Here is a 14,106-nt window from a genome sequence, read left to right on the forward strand (position 1 = left end):
ACTATTTTTTCTCGAAGTTCGACAGAATATGACTTCATTTAAAAGTATTTATATTTTAATCTAGTGTACCTCATAACAGACGGAAGTGCTGTAATCTACATCCAAGAGTATTTTATCAATCCCTTGTAGAGGCGCACAGATATGTATTGGTGTCAACTTAAGCTAAAACCCTTTTAAAACTCGTTACTAGCCAGAGGCTGGTAATGCACCTCATTGCGGCTCTGCCACTAGTAAACTTGGATCTAGGCAAAAGTCCTAGAAAAAATACTTAAATTTGCATCTCACATCTTATTAATAAAAACCTTATTTTTATGTAAGATAATTTAGAAAAATTATCTTACAACTTTAATTAAGCCATAAATCGCAAGGTAAATTAGTCAAAAAGGAAATGAAGATAGATATTAAAATGTATGAATATAAACAAAAGATTGATGAAATTGAAAAAGCTGGTAAATAGCTGTTTCATCCATTTAGTAGATATTTTAAATATATTGAAGAATATGAAAAAGCAAAAATTCTCCTAGAAACCGAAAATGATAAAGGACAAGCTTTAGTCAAACAGATTCACAATAATATTCGTGAAATTTTAATTAGTATTCAGCTATCTTTTGAGTTAAAGATAATTGTAGGTTGGGTTGAACATAGACGCCAGAGGCGGCTTAAGGCAGGGTAGTGAAAACCAACAAATGCCCGTCTAGGTTGGGTTTCGTTCCTCAAACGCCATTTGCTTCTCCTAAGGGGAAACGCGCAAGGGACAAGTTGGGAAACCCGCTTGGGCACTGTGGCTCCCCAACCTACGCAATATATTTTATGTGGCTCCAACCCAAGCGTATTGCCGTATATCTGGATGAAGATCGATAAATACTTGTAGTTCTGTGTTAGCGTTAGCACAGCCTTTTCTGAGAAAAATTACTGAAGTGGGAGACAAACAGTAGCTTTAGCTATTTGGAATGCAATGACTTTGTGGGAATCATTACTAAACCCCAAAAAGTATCAAAAATTATTCTGTAATATAATAAACTATGTGTTTTTTATTAAGTACAATTTATGCCTTATCGGAGAAAATTTTTAACAAGAGCAGGATACACTACCCTTTCTGCCTTATTGACTATGGGGTTTTTACAAAAGGATAAGCAAAGAGAAGACCAGAGCACGAATTCTATCGCAGCAAATAATCCAATTAGAAATGTAAATTCTCCACTTCGGCAATTAGCTGCCGCCAAAGGAAAGCGTTATGGCACAGCAATTGATGGTGACTTTTTGCGAAAAGAGAAGGGTTACGCTGACCTGATTGCTCGTGAATGTTCGATTGCGACACCAAATGGTGAATTAAAATGGGCCGGCACTGAACCACAGCCAGGAAAATTTACCTTTGAATCAGCAGATGCGATCGCCAATTTCTGCCAAAAGCATAATATGACAATGCATGGTCATACCCTTTTTTGGCACTTGTCAAAACCAGACTGGGTTCCTTACCCCCCTACTCTTAAAATGCTCGAACGCCATGTTACTGGTGTCATGGGGCATTATCGCAAGAGTCCGGTTTTAAAATCTTGGGATATTGCCAACGAAATTATCGCTGATACTCCAGATGGAACTGACAACTGCTATGGTTTGCGTAGAGGGGTAAAACCAGAATTGATTCGAGACTTATTTTTAATAGCAGCTGAAGTTGATAAAAATAAGAAATTTTGCCTAAATGATTTTGGCATTGAAGGCGCTACATGGAAATCAGACCATTATTTAAAAATGGTGGAATACCTGAAAAATAATGGGGTCAAACTTGACTGGGCAGGTCTGCAATCGCATTTATGGTTTTCTAAAAACTATCCTTTTGACGAGAAAGGATTTAGTAGCGTCTTAAAACGGTTAAAAGACCTGGAAGTTAAACCAGTAATCACTGAATTAGATATTATTATTGATACTCCATTTCCTGATAGTATTGAAAAGCTCGATCAAATGATAGCGGATAGTTACAAGCGATTTCTTGAGCTGTGCTTTGCAGGTGGAGTTGATACCGTGATTACATGGGGAATTACTGATCGTCACACCTGGATACGTTATCCTCAATGGATGCCACAAAAATACAAGGATAATCCAGAGTTCCAGAAATTTCTGCGTCCGCTTCCCTTCGATAAGAACCTGAAACCTAAACTTGCCCGCAACGCTATTGCCCAGGCTTTTCAGTAAGCAACTTATACTCGCACCCAGATGTAAATAGCGCTTTTAAGTGTCATTCTGAACGAAGTATGTGGCGAGATTCTTCCTTATTTACAAGGATGAAAGTTGAATACAATATCTTGACTGTAGCGCTTTTCGTTTGTACGCAATACACTTTGACCTCTCTCCTAAAAGGAGGACCCACTGCGTTGGGGAGCCAGCGCGGTCTTCTCCCAAAGGGAGAGGCTAGCGCCTGCCGTAGGATGCCCGAACGCAAAAGTGTCTCCTGTCTTGAGAAGGGCTGTACATGAGCGACTGGCGTCCGGCTCTGCCGACAAGCCTTGCATGTGACGTCAGAGGCTTTGAATTTACTCCCCAATGCTACAAGGGTTGGGGCTGTTCTTGTTAGGTCTGTATTGCGCTCAATTGAGAAGCATTATAATTAGTGATTAAGCCTTATACCATTTCTTTGTGAGGCTGCACCAAATTTTTTTGGCTTCTTATTTCTTTCTTTCTTTGTGTCCTACCCTACAGTCAGCTACTTCTCAACTCTTGAAGAGGCTGCACCCTAAGCCTGCGGCATAGCGTCTCGTAGAGAAGCTATGCCGCAGGCTTTACGAGGCGCTTTGCGTAGCTTGCTTCTCCGTAGGAGTACGTGTCTATGCGTTCAACTCTTGGAGACCCAACTCTTAGAGAGGCTGCGCCAACGGCATGGTTCGACTGCGCTCACCAGCCGCTCAGGGCATCGCGCTGCGCGAATGCGGTTCGTTCCTCATATAGTTTGGCGCATCTTCAAACAGAATTGGTATTACCAGTATTTTATAAATTCATGACGAATTGAGCGACCTACTGGTAAGGCTTGGCGAGACTCAATCACGCTACAAACTTGTGAAATCTTGTACTAAGAAATAGCAGCATTCTATTTCTTTTTTGTTTACTTGAGATACTCCAAATTTCTCGTAAAAATAATGTGCCAACAAACCAAGGCTCAAGTAAGTAACGTCTCCAAAGTCTTTTAGGTTCACACAACAAGCGATACAACCATTCCAAGCCGACCTTTCCCATCCAGCGAGGAGGAGTGGGTATTGCTCCTGATACATAGTCCATGCAGGCTCCACTAGTCAAAATAGTGTTGGTGTGAATATGTTCAAGATTTTCGGAAATCCAATATTCTTGGCGTGGCATACCCATCCCCACCATTAATATATGGGGTTTGTAAGCATTAATTGCAGCCAGAGTAGCGAGATTTTCTTGACTATCTTTATTCATATCAATGTAGCCATGAGCGCAAGAAATCTGTAAACCAGGAAATCTCTGGCGCAAAATACTTGCTCCTTGTTCAGCAACTCCTGGCTTTGAACCTAAATAAAATACACGCCAGCCTTTATCAGCTGCTTCCGCCATCAGAGGCCATACCCAGTCAGCATAGGTTACTCTTTGTTCTCGTTTCATTGGAAAACCCAACAGCTTTCCAATAAACAATAGAGGCATACCATCAATGTGGATATATTCTGCCTTGGCATAAAAAGCTTGCATTGTTGGATCATTATGGAAGAGATAAAGACTATGCAAGTTGTGATTAGCAATAATCAATTTCTGATTTTGCTCAATAGATTCTTTAATCAAAAAATTTAACTCAGGGATAGAAAGGGCATCCACTTGAATACCAAGAAGTTTATAAGATGAAGTCCGGATCATAAATTTTTTTAGTATTAGATTATATGAGTAAAGGTTTAATACTACTGAGTATGCGATCGCTGTTTTTTCAATATTTGTTCAGCACCTTCAACTAAGTTCTGTACCCTAGCAGCCCAACTGTGATGATTTACTATCTCAATGCAAGCAAATTGTCCCATTTCTGGCAGTGCTTCTCTTTTCTGATAAGCTTCCAATAAGGTACGTTTTAAATCATTTTTATCACCTGGTTTAAATAGGAAACCTGTTTTGCGATCGCAAATCAACCGTTTAGCATCTTCAAAAGCTGATGCTATGACTGGTTTAGCCATTGCCATGTATTCATAAAGTTTCATAGGTGAGAGATACATTTTTCCCATTTTTAGTTGAACTTGCCCAGAGTAACCAATATCAAATCCAGCGATATACTGGGGTACTTCTAGCCAAGAAACTCGACCTATAAAAGCTACATAAGGCGAAATACCTAATTCTTGACTCTGCTTTTCCCAAGCAGATTTCATTACGCCATCGCCTACTATTACTAGCGAAATGTCTAAGCCTTCGGCTCGTAATTCAGATATTGTTTCTACTAATAAGTCTAAACCAGCCCAAGCATATAAACTACCTATAAAACCTATAGTAAAACCTGAAAATATTCGCTTTGGAACATGTAGTTTAGGATTAATAAAATCAATATCGACTCCGTTTGGTATCAAGACAATTTTTTCCCTCGAAATCCCAAAATCCTGTACTAAAATTTCTTTTAAAGTTTCACTTACACAGGCTAAAACATCACATTTTTGATATGATCTAATTTCCATCCATTGAGCTAATCTATACAGGATCAATGCTTTTCGTTCTGCCTTTGCTTCATAAAAAAGTAATGCTTCAGCTTGCAAAATCCAAGGTATTCCCTGACGTTGGAATATCCAGCCCAGACATTGCAAAGTCGCAGCGTACTCATACACCCAATCAACTTGATTTTTAAGTTCTTGGTAGCTTCTCCACGAGTTAATGACACCAAGACCGAGACGCATAAAATCTACTGCTAAGGTGTAGAAAAATCCTTTGCTAATTAATTCACCAGAACCATTCGCCGACCACTTTTTTGAAACTTTATCTCCGACAATAAATGTTTCGATTTTCCACTCAAGTGTTTGAAAGCCCTTCAGGATTCCTAAAATTCGGGAACGGGGTCCAGACATTTCTGCATCAGGATGTGTTGAAATCCGAGGTGCTGCCGCTAAAAAACCAAGCCGTCGCTGCATTTTGGAACTCCTTAAGGTTGCGAACTACTTTGTGGAATTTCTTCTGCAAATGTGGGAGATGCAGCCAAGTTTTTGTAACCAATAATGGCTCGGAGATAAGGTAAACACCAATAAATTACCCAGAAAAACCCGGAGTGGCGACGACAGAATTCAGTCCAAGGTTTGAGCGGAAATGCTTTGACTTGGATTACCTTTCTTAAGCGTTCTAAAACAGATAATTTTGTATCTACCCAACTGTTGCGGATTGAGTTTTTACCACAGGTTCCGACATATCCAGGTACAACCCATATTGAGCAACCACTCTTTCTTGCTCTCAAACCATAATCTAGGTCTCCTAAACTGTGGATAAATGCTGCATCAAGATTCCCTACTTTCTTTACAACCGCACGAGGAATTAGCACGCAGTTACCAAACATCGTGTCACATTCTTGAAAAACCTGAGTTGAGCCTAAAAATTCATATTTATTAGAGTACCATTTGCAAGATTTTACTGCACCGCCGTATGAAGCTTCTCTTGTTATTGAATCTTGAGTCGTACCAACTAATATTGAATTTTGTCGACCAGATTCTAATAATTTTTGATGAAGCGTCAATAGACGTTCTAGGGTGTTTGATTCTAGTATTGTGTCGTCATTCAGCCAGAGATAATAGTCATAATCTTTTTGCATTGCTTCAGCAAACGCTAGTCTCATTCCTCCCACCCAGAATAGATTCCCATTGCCTTGAAGAATCTGGACTTGTGGATAAAAAACTTTCACTGCCTTTGAAGTACTGTCATAACTTCCATCATCGGTTAAGTAAACATCAAAAGACTTTGTTTGTTGAGCTAAGGCACGCAGACAATTCAGAGTTGTCTCACGCCTATTAAAACAAGTCATTATTACTGCTAACTGTGATTCATTCATAGAATATTTTTTTATATAATCTAAATTTTTGCAATACAAATTAAAGGTTTATTTCGCTTTTTATATAGAAAAAACCTCTTGAAAATTTTTCCAATTATATTTATACAATTCTTCAAGTTTTATATATCGAGATTGGATGCCATTGGGTGCAGCAAAGCATTTTTCTCTCATGGCATCTGGTTGTATTTTTTTACCACCTTCTTGTTCAATAAGATTAGCGATATAAGTGCAATAAGCTAACCTCCAATCATTCATTTTTTTCAGAGTTTGTTCTCGAATCTTTTTTGGATCAGGTGCTAACTGTTTTAAAGTTTGCACAGCTTCAGCAACTTTCTCAGGCTCTGGAGCAACAATAACGGAGTTCTCAGAAGTAAAGAATTCATCTCGTCCACCTTTACTTGGAGTACTGACAACAGGAATTCCGCATAGTAAGTACTCGCTTGATGCTAGATTTGCTCCTTCGACTGCTGAAAGAATCAAACCGACAGAGGACTGATTATACTTTTTTGCTAACTCTGTACGTGCAATAAAGTCTTTGTTGAAATCTGCATGTTTCAATTCCGGACAAAATTTATGTAAGTCACCACCATAGGATACAACCATCAATTTCTCTACGTTTTTTGCCAGCCCAAGACGCTTTGATTGATTGAGTTGTGCCGTATAAATTGCATCATAAAGCTTTGGTTGATCGATAACTTGATATAAATATTCATTAATATAAAAATTTTGGTTGAAGTGCGCTCCACGAATTAAAAAACGTTTTCGCAATTCTTCTTCATCTGACGCATTTACCATTAAGTGATGCGTTCTTCCCTCAATGCCATGTAGGGTTGCCTTTATCTTTCTTAGTAACATTTGCTTAGGTGTTCCACACCACCCAGGGATATGTTCTAAAACGTGTTTGGGACGAAACCATTTAGGTAGAGGTTGATATGTGATTTTGCTTTTTTCGTAAACCACTCCCCCTAATAAAGGATAGCTTCCAAGAAAGGAAACAATAAGCGGTCGAGTACTAAAAATATAAAAACCGTGAAATAACATTTAAATACTTTTCCTTAATTAACTATGTAACTCACAGGTGATAATAATCATTTAAAATTTTGCAATTTTTTCTATCCAATTACTCACTTGACTATTCAATTTAAACACGCGTAGCTTTTGTTCTATTTTCCTGAGAGTCAACATATATCGGTGCATTACTGATGTGCGCGGCATCTTATGTCTAACAACTCCTTCGGATAACCATTGATATTTATCTGAACTTCGATTAAAGTTTTTTAAGCTTTGAATTTGTGCATTCCAATCATTATAAAAAAACAAATTAAAATAATGTATCGACACTATGTCATCCCAAGCTTTAAGTCTTGATTCTTTAGATAAGCGATTGTGTAAAGGTAATGGATAACTATAAGCACAAGAAAAATGAGAAATATTTTCTTCCAGCGAGCATAAAGTCACAGATAAGACTGACTGTTCCACAAAATAAATCCCTTGAGGAGGGGTAATATTCATACGCATTACCTTCTCAAAGTTTTCTTTCCAGGCAGTAAATATACCTGCACTCCTTCTTACAGCAACTAAACCAGAATTCCAGTAGGCTCTGATTTTTTTATTACCAATTGGTGTGTCAACAAATACCTCACGCTTCACATTCAGCACTTCATATAGTTTTTGCCAGTACCATTCTTGAGGGTCTCGCAGACCTGTAGAACCAATTCCTTGACCATACTCAGGACGTATGCGAATGTTACAATTTACTGGCAATAAAAATTCGTTTGGCTCATAAAAAAAGCATTTGTCACTGTCTAAAAAAACTAATATTTCTGCATCGATATGTTGTTCGGCATAGGCACAAACCAGGGGTTTATTGGCTAGATAATATTCATGAAATTCTTGATTGATTGGAACTTGTTGATGAGTCACCTGCAACGCTTCAAATGCTTGTTGGGTTTGCTTTGATATCGGTTCACCCACTCTAGGATGAAAACTATATATAGGCGTATTTTTCAATTCACCGCAGAACTTACGAATACTTTCTGCAAGCATCAAAGATTGACCTTCTAAACGACCAGGTTCTGTACAAATTATAAACGCTATAGGTATTGACATATTATGAAGTGTTTATTTACTAAGTTAATTAATAAATGAAGATTTCTTTGTTGTAATTAATATCTCCTGAAACAAAGCTAAATAACGACGTGCTTGAAGTTCCAGAGTGAATTCTTGTTCGGCTTTATCACGAGCATAGAATGACAGCTTGTGCAGCCTCTGCTCATTTTCAAGTACCCAGGTAATTCCTTTAGCAAAATCCTCAACTTCATAAGGTTTAGCCAAATACCCGTTCTGCTGATGATCAACAATATCTTTTAAGCCAGTAGAATTAAACGCAACAACTGGAGTACCACAAGCGAGTGATTCAGAAGCTGTCTGTCCAAAAGATTCTTGAAGAGACGGTACAAGCATCACATCAGCTGCTGAGTAAACAGTTGCTAAAGATATATCATCGTGTAAGTGTCCCAAATAGTGTGTTTTTAAGCCCAAATCAGGTGGATTATCAGGTTGAGATGCCCCAAAAATCACAACTTCCAAGTCATCCTTCCAGCCAGATTTACTCAATTCTTGTAGAGCTGGTTGCAACAAATGAAATCCCTTATTTCTATCGCTTGTTGCTTCTATCGCTCCAAACAGCATCAGCTTCTTATTTTGGGGTAGATTGAGTGCTTCTCGTGCAAAATGTTGATTAATAGGTCGATATTTTTGAGTATCCAGTCCGTGGGGAATTACCTCAACTCGCAAATTCTGAAACAAAGAACTGGAACGAGCGCACTGCGCTAACCAATGACTTGGTGAAACTAAAGTTAAATTCAAATTTTTCCAAGCTTTTACTTTGCGTTGCCATACCCAACGGGATAAATCCCATTCTTTACCACTGTTGAGTTGAGGACAAGCTCCACAGGATACTTTATAGCGATCGCATTCTCCAGTAACGTGACACCCGCCAGTAAACCCCCACATGTCATGGAGAGTCCAAACTAGAGGACGCTTCAGTTTAGGGAATGTTTCTATCTGCATAAAACCTGCACTAATCCAATGCAAATTAATTATGTCTGGATTAATCTGAGCAACTTTAGGAATAACTCTATCTGGCAACCATTGAATAAAAAATGGAGTCTTTTTCTTTTGAGGATAAAGCTTTAATGGTAAACTTTCAATTGTCAACTTTGCCTTAGCGATGCCTTGAAAGAGTCTAATTTTAGGTGCAATTACTGTTTTATCATTACTATATTTTTCCTGAACTAGCATTTGTGACTCTAGTCCTATATCCTCTAAACCTGTATGCAAACGATATGCAGCCCTCGCTGCACCTCCACTAATATCATTGGTACTAATATGTAAAACTTTCATTTTTATTAACCTTATAATTACTAAAATTATTTCTGACTGCCATAATAGCTAGTCGACTAAAATATTTTTATGATTTCGTTGATATTCAAGAGTCAAAGATAACGACGTGGTGACATACATTAACCAATTCCAACTAGGAGTTAATAATCTGGCTTCTGAGAAATTTACTATGACAATAATAAGTAGCATCTGCATTGGCCAATAATCTTCCGGTTTTTTGGCGACAGAAATAATTCGAGTCAATACCATTACAAAGAACCGGACAAACCCTGCTGCAAAAGTCAAAAAACCTAATAAGCCTAATTCTAAGAATAGTTCTAAGAAACCATTGTGAGCATTACTTGCCCAATCATAAGTAGCTCTGAGATTAGATGCAGTATTACTAGTCCAAAATCCCGAAAATCCATAACCTAGCCAAGGTCTTTCCAAAATCTTGGAAATCACTAGCCCCCAGAGGTCAGAGCGTCCATTGAATGTAAGGTCTTTACCAGAAGTACCAACTACAGTTTCAGCATTATTGAGAAGTAATATTGAAAAAATAATGAGTAACATTAAAGCTGAAGTTATCATAATAACTTGTAATTTATAATTAGTTTTTTTCAGGAATTTGTAGAAAGGTAAAAATAATATCATTGCTAATAAGATCGTTAAAGATGTTGTTGAACGTGAGAGAATAATTAGACATATAGATATCCCACATAGTGCCCACATCAACCAGCGATATTGATGGCTACTAAGAGCAAGGTGTAAAAAGACTCCTGCGCTCCAAGCCATCATGTAACCTAATTCATTTTTATGACCAAAAATTCCGCTCCACATATTTACTAATTCAGGTGATTGGTGAATATAACCTGGTATGAATGCAGAGAATATCATAGATAATAATGCCGCTACACCAAGTGCCCAAGCTATTAGCCTCATTTGTTCCCTAATGGAATAACGCATTGCCAAATAGATTGCAAGAAAATATATTCTGATTAGACCTTTTATATCTTTTAGAGTAGAATGTAGGTCTTCTGACCACAATATAGAAAATATAACTATTGTTAGTAAAAAAAACTCTAATGGACTTTTGGTAATTACATAAATAAAACCTTTCCAATATAAGCTTATGAAATAAAATAAAATTAAATATGAAACTATATTCAAGAAAGTATCTACCTTATCGCCTCCAAGGGTAGACATAGAAACTTCTTGTGCAGGGTGGATTGTTAATGCCCCTACAGCAATGAGTAATAGCAAAATAGTTAATAGTTTTTCTGTTGATTTTACCTTCATTGCTGACATTTAATTTATTAGTTTACTAAATATATTGCTATTTTTTTATCGTTGAGTAATTCAATCTTTTCTTCACTTCCTCTTTAAAAATATCCAATACAGTTGCTTTATAGACTGTTTTCTGGGTAAATTTATCTGCCTCTATATTCCTCACGATAAACGGTGGATGTTTTAGAGGAAATTCCATCGCTTGCGTTGGCATATTGATGAACGAAAATTCTTGATTAGAAGTGAAATGAGTTGCGTCTGCACCAACACCAACATTAGAGATTAAATTGATGTTGGGAATAATACTTAAGCTCCCCTGTATCCAGCAAGCAAATGTCCATTGGTAATCCCAGGTTATACCTGTAGGATTGTTATAAACAGACTGAAATATTCGTCGCCAAAAATTTACTGCTTTTGGGTCTATAAGAATGTCATGTAAAAGATTTTCTGCTTGTACCTCTTTCCAGAGTTTGATGGTCAAATCATAATGTTGCCAAGCACGTCTCCAACTTGCCCAACCCCAGCAGTGGTTATAGCGAGAAAAATAGTAACTGTAATTTGTACGTTTTCGTCCCACTTGAAGATTTTGAGCAGAGATTGTCGCGATTCTAGTATCGTTTCTATATTTTTCCAACAGTTCTTCACTAAATCTGAAAAATGTTGAGTGAGGGATACAATCATCTTCTAAAATAATTGTCTCTTCAACATTATTAAATACCCAATCTAAACCACTAGATACTCGTTTTGCACAACCTAAGTTGATATTAGAATAATTCTTGATCACTTCGCAGTCCCAATCAACTCTTTCGATGATTGCCCGAGTTGCTTCACACTTTTCTGCCTCACCTTCACGGTCAGTGCGGGGACCATCTGCAATTACAAAAAGTTTTGTTGGCTTGGCTTGGCGAATAGCATTAAAAACTCTCTCTGTTGTTTGTGGGCGCTTGAAAATAATAAAAGTTACTGCTGTTTGCATAATATAAAAGTTAAATATAAATGATCAATATTTGTAAAAAGTAAGAAGCGATCGCACCTGAATCTGAAATATTTTTTGTGTTCTTGAATCAAATGCATTACATAGAAAAGTAGCAGCAGCTTGAGAGATTATGGTTGCGATCGCAGCCCCAAGTCCTGCATATTTAGGAATCAATAATAAATTGAGAATAATGTTTAGTATGGCCCCAAATAAAGTCTTACCTAAAGAAACGTGATTCAAACCTTCAGCAATAAACCACGGTGATGTTGCAAGACCCATAAATACAAACAAAGAAGTCCAAATATGAACTGCTAATATTGGCCCCGCTTCTGCATATCCACTTCCAAACATCACCATAATTATCTTGTTAGACAGGAATGTCATTGGAAAAGCAATTGCCAAAGATATACATGTCATTAAACTGAGTAATTGTCCTATTCTGTGATAGTAAAGACTTTCTGATTTTTCCTTGGCTGCATAAATTGCAGGAGCAACAGAAGAAACAATAGCTGCCGGAATAAAATACCAAATTTCAGAAATACGCACAGCAGCAGAATAAACTCCAACCTCGCTATCTCCGATCATTTGACCTAACATCACCTGATCGATTCTCATAAAAATCATGATAGCGAACCCCGAAAAAATTAGAGGTAAACTCTCTTTTAAAAGAGTTTTTGCAGATGCAAAACTCCAACGCCATAACCACAATGAAGACCCTTTGAGTTGATAAACAATCAGCAAGCTAATTGCACTCATCGCAAATTCTGCTAATGTTACCCAAGCAAAAGCTAGCAATGGTGCTTTTGTTAAAATTAGTGCGATTTTGATGACACTATTTAGCAGAAATGCTGTATTTTTAGCAATTACAGTGTATTTTGACTGCACCTGTGATTGAAACCACAGTTCAATAGTATCAGCCGCCCTAAAAATTCCTGCCATTCCTAAAATTGCAACTAGCCATATCTTCAGTGTTTCATGCTCACCTAAGAAAAAGATAGTGCTAATTGCCAATAAGACAGAAGCAATTCCACCCAGCAATTTTAGCCAAAAAGTGGTTCCTAAAATTTCCTCTTTGTTTGATGATTGACGGACAATATGGCGAACTACTACGTCGTCCAGTCCTAAAGTGAAAATTGGGCTAAATAAGCTAACAAAAGCTAAAGCATAGTTAAAGAGACCATACTGCTGTACTCCTAAATACCGTGCTACCCATACTCCTACGACCAAGCTTGCACCCATACGTAGAATGCGGTCAGCAAACAACCAACCTGTATTGGCAATAATTGCACGCAGCCCAGAACGAGATTTAAATTTTGATAAGTTTTTAATTTTTAATTTACTTAACATTATTTTTATGAATTAATCATTTAAAATTCTCTACCTCTTTCAATATTGTGAATTTTTTAACGGATAAAACAACGTACATCTATGCATGACTTTACATTATTTATCGCCTACAATATTTTTAATTTACCAGTTATAAAAATTTTAACAAAGTAGCTAAGTAATAACACTATGCCCTTGATTTTCCAAAAAAAACTATGTTCAAACAAAAATATTATTTTTAAATACAAAATAAAATCTTTATATTTTGGACATTGGATTGTTTTTAACTCATTGAGAGATGTGAAAGCCAAGAATAATGGTGAACTGAAATTATTTTTTTGCAGAATGTAATTAAATAGGGAATTGCGTTTCCAGAACCTCTTATATTCATAGTTGTTGTCTATATCTAAAAATTTCTTATTATGATACTGGTTATTTTGATGGATTCTATACATTACTAAAGATTTCGACAGATAAAACTTTTTAGCTCCTACCAAAGAAGCTCCCCAGATCAGACAGTCATCAGCCCTTACACGCCAATCTTCTATATATGGAATAGGTAAAAATTTTCTGATTATTTCTCTACGTATTGATAATGTTGAAGTTATGGAACCAATCCATTCACCATTATATAAAGTTCTGATTACTGAATAACCCAAATCTAAATCAACTACATCACTTTGAAACGTTCCTTCTACTGCTCCAAATTTTTTATACGCACAAAATAGAAAATCACATTCACTACGTCCCTTATAAAACTTTAAGGTGGTTTCTAAATATTGAGGTTCATAAATATCATCGGCGTCTAAAAAAAATATAATGTCCCCAGTTGCAGCTAAAAATCCTTCGTTAAAGGATGATAATTGTCCTTGATTTTTTTCTTTCAAGATAGATTTAACATTAGCTACTTGAGTAAATTTAGTGATGACTTCCGCAGAATTATCTGTAGATGCGTCATCAACAATAATGATTTCATCAAATTTCACTGTTTGATTTAAAGCGCTATCAATTGCCTCTGATAGAAATTCAGCGTAATTGTAGTTATTAATTAAACAAGATGTTTTGATTTGATTTTTATCCATGTAAAAATTTCTTGTTCATAAAAAATAAAAGAGGTTGAAATGTT

Annotated in this window: 11 protein-coding genes; 1 reads left to right on the forward strand and 10 read right to left on the reverse strand. The window is 36.8% G+C overall.

Translation table 11 applies throughout. The features are described 5' to 3' along the window. Nucleotides 1–1,110 precede the first annotated feature (1,110 nt). Nucleotides 1,111–2,190 (forward strand): endo-1,4-beta-xylanase, encoded by a 1,080-nt coding sequence (locus V7K49_RS13120; protein ID WP_335205907.1) that lies wholly within the window; start codon nt 1,111–1,113, stop codon nt 2,188–2,190. 843 nt (nt 2,191–3,033) lie between these two features. Here V7K49_RS13120 and V7K49_RS13125 read toward each other — a convergent pair. The 10 genes from V7K49_RS13125 to V7K49_RS13170 all read right to left on the reverse strand — a co-directional run bounded on the left by V7K49_RS13125 (nt 3,034) and on the right by V7K49_RS13170 (nt 14,062). Then, the gene (locus V7K49_RS13125) at nt 3,034–3,858 is read right to left on the reverse strand and encodes a WecB/TagA/CpsF family glycosyltransferase (RefSeq protein WP_442942287.1); all 825 of its coding nucleotides are present in this window, start codon (nt 3,856–3,858) and stop codon (nt 3,034–3,036) included. Nucleotides 3,859–3,899: 41 nt separating this feature from the next. Continuing rightward, nucleotides 3,900–5,102, reverse strand: a complete 1,203-nt coding sequence (locus tag V7K49_RS13130) for a glycosyltransferase (protein ID WP_335205908.1) — start codon at nt 5,100–5,102, stop codon at nt 3,900–3,902. An 11-nt stretch (nt 5,103–5,113) separates the two neighbouring features. Continuing rightward, nucleotides 5,114–6,007, reverse strand: a complete 894-nt coding sequence (locus V7K49_RS13135) for a glycosyltransferase family 2 protein (protein ID WP_334870869.1) — start codon at nt 6,005–6,007, stop codon at nt 5,114–5,116. A gap of 60 nt (nt 6,008–6,067) precedes the next feature. Next, the gene (locus tag V7K49_RS13140; protein WP_334870871.1) at nt 6,068–7,048 is read right to left on the reverse strand and encodes a glycosyltransferase; all 981 of its coding nucleotides are present in this window, start codon (nt 7,046–7,048) and stop codon (nt 6,068–6,070) included. A 51-nt stretch (nt 7,049–7,099) separates the two neighbouring features. Beyond that, nucleotides 7,100–8,116, reverse strand: a complete 1,017-nt coding sequence (locus V7K49_RS13145) for a hypothetical protein (protein ID WP_334870873.1) — start codon at nt 8,114–8,116, stop codon at nt 7,100–7,102. A gap of 24 nt (nt 8,117–8,140) precedes the next feature. Next, nucleotides 8,141–9,412: a glycosyltransferase family 4 protein gene (locus V7K49_RS13150; RefSeq protein ID WP_335205909.1), complete on the reverse strand. Its 1,272-nt coding sequence runs from the start codon at nt 9,410–9,412 to the stop codon at nt 8,141–8,143. A 48-nt stretch (nt 9,413–9,460) separates the two neighbouring features. Then, on the reverse strand, nt 9,461–10,699 hold the full coding sequence (locus V7K49_RS13155; RefSeq protein ID WP_335205910.1) for an O-antigen ligase family protein: 1,239 nt from the start codon (nt 10,697–10,699) through the stop codon (nt 9,461–9,463). A gap of 28 nt (nt 10,700–10,727) precedes the next feature. Then, on the reverse strand, nt 10,728–11,654 hold the full coding sequence (locus V7K49_RS13160) for a glycosyltransferase family 2 protein (RefSeq protein ID WP_335205911.1): 927 nt from the start codon (nt 11,652–11,654) through the stop codon (nt 10,728–10,730). 24 nt (nt 11,655–11,678) lie between these two features. Next, nucleotides 11,679–13,001 carry a flippase gene (locus V7K49_RS13165; protein ID WP_335205912.1) on the reverse strand — a complete coding sequence of 441 codons (1,323 nt, stop codon included), beginning with the start codon at nt 12,999–13,001 and terminating at the stop codon, nt 11,679–11,681. A gap of 107 nt (nt 13,002–13,108) precedes the next feature. Beyond that, nucleotides 13,109–14,062 (reverse strand): glycosyltransferase family 2 protein, encoded by a 954-nt coding sequence (locus V7K49_RS13170; protein ID WP_335205913.1) that lies wholly within the window; start codon nt 14,060–14,062, stop codon nt 13,109–13,111. Between the last annotated feature and the right edge of the window lie 44 nt (nt 14,063–14,106).

It is taken from the genome of Nostoc sp. (assembly GCF_036919675.1).
Classification (GTDB): domain Bacteria; phylum Cyanobacteriota; class Cyanobacteriia; order Cyanobacteriales; family Nostocaceae; genus Nostoc.

What these genes read in the sequence shown, in the direction of transcription:
- V7K49_RS13120 (WP_335205907.1), top strand. Translation starts at nt 1,111, where the DNA reads ATGGGGTTTTTACAAAAGGATAAGCAAAGAGAAGACCAGAGCACGAAT.
- V7K49_RS13125 (WP_442942287.1), bottom strand. Translation starts at nt 3,858, where the DNA reads ATGATCCGGACTTCATCTTATAAACTTCTTGGTATTCAAGTGGATGCC.
- V7K49_RS13130 (WP_335205908.1), bottom strand. Translation starts at nt 5,102, where the DNA reads ATGCAGCGACGGCTTGGTTTTTTAGCGGCAGCACCTCGGATTTCAACA.
- V7K49_RS13135 (WP_334870869.1), bottom strand. Translation starts at nt 6,007, where the DNA reads ATGAATGAATCACAGTTAGCAGTAATAATGACTTGTTTTAATAGGCGT.
- V7K49_RS13140 (WP_334870871.1), bottom strand. Translation starts at nt 7,048, where the DNA reads ATGTTATTTCACGGTTTTTATATTTTTAGTACTCGACCGCTTATTGTT.
- V7K49_RS13145 (WP_334870873.1), bottom strand. Translation starts at nt 8,116, where the DNA reads ATGTCAATACCTATAGCGTTTATAATTTGTACAGAACCTGGTCGTTTA.
- V7K49_RS13150 (WP_335205909.1), bottom strand. Translation starts at nt 9,412, where the DNA reads ATGAAAGTTTTACATATTAGTACCAATGATATTAGTGGAGGTGCAGCG.
- V7K49_RS13155 (WP_335205910.1), bottom strand. Translation starts at nt 10,699, where the DNA reads ATGTCAGCAATGAAGGTAAAATCAACAGAAAAACTATTAACTATTTTG.
- V7K49_RS13160 (WP_335205911.1), bottom strand. Translation starts at nt 11,654, where the DNA reads ATGCAAACAGCAGTAACTTTTATTATTTTCAAGCGCCCACAAACAACA.
- V7K49_RS13165 (WP_335205912.1), bottom strand. Translation starts at nt 13,001, where the DNA reads ATGTTAAGTAAATTAAAAATTAAAAACTTATCAAAATTTAAATCTCGT.
- V7K49_RS13170 (WP_335205913.1), bottom strand. Translation starts at nt 14,062, where the DNA reads ATGGATAAAAATCAAATCAAAACATCTTGTTTAATTAATAACTACAAT.